This is a genomic window from Segatella copri (assembly GCF_009494395.1).
GTDB lineage: Bacteria > Bacteroidota > Bacteroidia > Bacteroidales > Bacteroidaceae > Prevotella.
This window is the reverse complement of record NZ_VZCB01000061.1, coordinates 1-2,928: the sequence shown is the minus strand read 5'-3', so window position 1 is coordinate 2,928 and position 2,928 is coordinate 1. Positions and strand designations below refer to the sequence as shown.

6 protein-coding genes are annotated in these 2,928 nt (G+C 42.3%); 3 read left to right on the top strand and 3 right to left on the bottom strand.

Translation table 11 applies throughout. The features are described from left to right. The coding region (locus F7D73_RS16200; RefSeq protein WP_228117673.1) for a hypothetical protein at window positions 1-190 on the top strand (190 nt) is incomplete at its 5' end. Window positions 191-332: 142 nt separating this feature from the next. Here the strand turns inward: F7D73_RS16200 and F7D73_RS08195 are convergent. From F7D73_RS08195 to F7D73_RS08185, 3 genes are all read right to left on the bottom strand, one after another. Next, a complete protein-coding gene (locus F7D73_RS08195) occupies window positions 333-593 on the bottom strand; it encodes a hypothetical protein (RefSeq protein WP_334644801.1) in 261 nt (86 codons plus the stop codon). A 61-nt stretch (window positions 594-654) separates the two neighbouring features. Next, window positions 655-909, bottom strand: a complete 255-nt coding sequence (locus F7D73_RS08190) for a prevent-host-death family protein (protein WP_153123764.1) — start codon at window positions 907-909, stop codon at window positions 655-657. A 92-nt stretch (window positions 910-1,001) separates the two neighbouring features. Continuing rightward, window positions 1,002-1,235, bottom strand: a complete 234-nt coding sequence (locus tag F7D73_RS08185; protein WP_153123763.1) for a hypothetical protein — start codon at window positions 1,233-1,235, stop codon at window positions 1,002-1,004. A 185-nt stretch (window positions 1,236-1,420) separates the two neighbouring features. On the opposite strand from F7D73_RS08185, the gene F7D73_RS08180 reads away from it, so the two are divergent. Continuing rightward, the gene (locus F7D73_RS08180; RefSeq protein ID WP_153123761.1) at window positions 1,421-1,564 is read left to right on the top strand and encodes a hypothetical protein; all 144 of its coding nucleotides are present in this window, start codon (window positions 1,421-1,423) and stop codon (window positions 1,562-1,564) included. Between the two features lie 4 nt (window positions 1,565-1,568). Next, on the top strand, window positions 1,569-2,522 hold the full coding sequence (locus tag F7D73_RS08175; RefSeq protein ID WP_153123759.1) for a replication initiation protein: 954 nt from the start codon (window positions 1,569-1,571) through the stop codon (window positions 2,520-2,522). Window positions 2,523-2,928 lie beyond the last annotated feature (406 nt).

The following is a 2,928-nucleotide window of genomic DNA, read 5'->3' as shown; positions in this document are numbered from 1 at the left end:
TTCTCTCCTCCTCGGCTCATGCCCATCTGTCACGTCCAGCCTCAGTGAAGAGACAAACACGAACTTAATCGCACACAACAACAATGGGCATCCGCTGAAGACGTCCAGCCTCAATGATGAGACAAAAACTAACTTAATAGCACATAACGACAGCGGAAAAATTAACCTGTATAACTCTAACTACCCTTGAAAAACACCGGCAACAAGCCGCAATAGATGCGAAAAACATCAAAACAGCCACTTTCTAGCCACTCTAAGCCGTTTTCTCGTTTTTCGTATGGAATTTCACCACCAAAGCCCCTAAATCGCTTCAAAACGCTCAAAAAGCATGTCTAAAGCTCTTTAATCCACTCCTTGATGACATTCAACTTCACTGTTTGAGCATCTGACTTGTCATAGATTTCCATCAGATACACCTTTCCGTCCTGCTCTGTGGTCAGCACGTTGTAGGTTATCACTCTGGCTCCTCCAGACTTTCCGCCACCCTTTGAGGTGATTGCCATTCGTATTTTGCGCACACCAGGAGTTAGCTCTGTTCCCTGGAACGGATCTTCCTCCAAGGACTTCCTGAAAGCATCCATATCTGCTTTCATAGACTTGTGTCGTTTTGCCAATGCTTTAAGGCTCTTGGCAAATGTTGGCGTAGGTATGACTTTAAAGTTCATCGAGCAGTTCATCCATTGAAAGTTCTTTAATCTTGCCTTCTCTCATCAGCTTCACTTCACGAATAGCTTGACAAATACGCTCTGTGAGGTCTGGCTTGTTGGTCACGATGTCGTTCTGGGAGATTGGGACGAGCCTAAAGCTTCCCCAATTTCTTGACTTCAAGATGATGTCCTCACCTTTGTTCGCCATGCCGAAATACTTCTTTTGGTTGGCTCTAAATTCTCTTGTACTTACTACTTCCATTGTTTCTTGTATTTGAATTTCTGCTGCAAAGATAATAAAGAAACCAATTTGGTACACCTTTTTCACAAATTTTAACACGCACAAAAAGCTGTTTATAAAATTATCAACCTGTCCAACCATTCCCACACCCACATTCCACCCACCCTTTCAAGCAACGGGAGCAAGAAACGCAACCGCTCGCGCCGCGAGGGCTTGTCCCTCGCCCCTAAAAATCCCAAAAACCAGACAAAAAACGAGGGCATTTTATCGGGTAGTTTTTTATCTAGTTTTTTATCTAGTTTTTCCCCTCTCTCAAAAAATCCCGCAACCGCCTCATTTTCAAACATTTATCTGTGTTAAGATTTTTCAAACTATAAGTTTTTGGGGATAAACTATAAGTTTTTGGGGGGTAAATTATAAGTTTTTGGGGACTTTTTTTACTGATTTATGAGTTTTTAACTATAAGGCTTCACTTCTTTACTTATATTTTATTATCTTTGCACCCGAAAATAACAATAAAACGTTCAAAGATATGAAATCAGACAGATTAAACAGCGAAGTGGTGTTAAGCTGGGAGGAGTTCTCTCAGCTTCGTGCAGCCATGCGAGAGCATCTTTCAAAGACAACTCTCGGCGAAGTAGAGATATTCAACAAGATTAATAACTTCAATTTGTAAAGCTATGGCAGAAGAAAAGAAAGATATACTTCTCCGTCAGGGAAACCCGTTAACGGAATCAAGGTATAAGTTTACTCCGACCGAAAAAAATGCTTTTCTGGTTGTAATTAAGAACGTTCGCAAGAACTACATCGAGAGAGAACCACCTCGCACAGAGTTCGAGAATATGAGGGTAAAAATTTACCCTAAGGATATAACCCTCATAAGGGACGAGAAGCACACGAAGGAAGCAAGACAAGCTCTCAGAAACCTCAGAAACAAAACTATAGAATTTGAGGACGAAGAGGGTAACTGGCTGTATTGTGGTTTCATCAATCAAGCTAAGTATATTGCAAAGGAGAAGGTTTATGAAGTCGAAGTCAGCCGTGACCTCATGCCATATCTAGTAGAGCTTTCACGACACTATACAGAGTATTCCCTTCTCGTTGCAATATCCCTCAAAAGCATCTACTCACAACGCTTCTATGAGTTGTGCTGCCAATATCGAAACATGGGTAAGTTTGGCAAGACAATAAACCAACTTCGAACAATGTTTATGCTCGAAGACAAATACCCACTTCTCCCTTTGTTTAAGCAGTATGTCATTAACGTTGCACAGAAAGAGCTAAAGGCAGCCTATGACGAGAATCAGTGCGACCTCTGGTTTGATTACGTTCAAGATGGTCGAGGAGAGAAGGCGCACTTTGAGTTCTTCGTACATACCAGAGAGAACCAGAGGAAGCAGAAGGAAGCTGCAGACGAGGTTCTGAAGGAGTACCGTGGTATCCTCACTTTCCTTCGTGCCACCATCAAGAAAGACCCAAAGTATATCGAGAGAGTGAGCAAACAGCTCGAACTCGAGATTGAGAAGGTTACCCCGATTTATCATAAACTCCTGGAGCTTCAGAAGGATTTCTCTGGTGCTTCACTTGCCAAGATGGCTCGATGGATACTGAAAACAGACTATAATATCAAGTAATCGGGCGTTATAGTTTAGCCACAAAAAAGTTATAGTTTTGTCTTTCCAGAGGGTGTCGAGAGGGAGTAATCCCTTTCGCCCTCGGAGAGCCTAAGCACCTCACGGCTTGCCGCATAAAGTCAAATTTGTTTACCAAATTTTGAGGTGCACCCATTTGCCCAAAAAGGCAAAAGGGGGAATTAGGCTTCCCCCCAGTAAGCCTAATTTACACTTTACCGCAAGCGGATTGTAAAATATCATTCTCAAACAAGTCCATAACTTCCGAATTTGAGAACAAATGGAAACTTGCATAAAAATACGAAAACCTCAGAGCACTTTTCCGCCAGACATAAGAAGAGCCGAAGAAAAGATTTCTCTCCTCCTCGGCTCATGCCCATCTGTCACGTCCAGCCTCAGTGAAGAGACA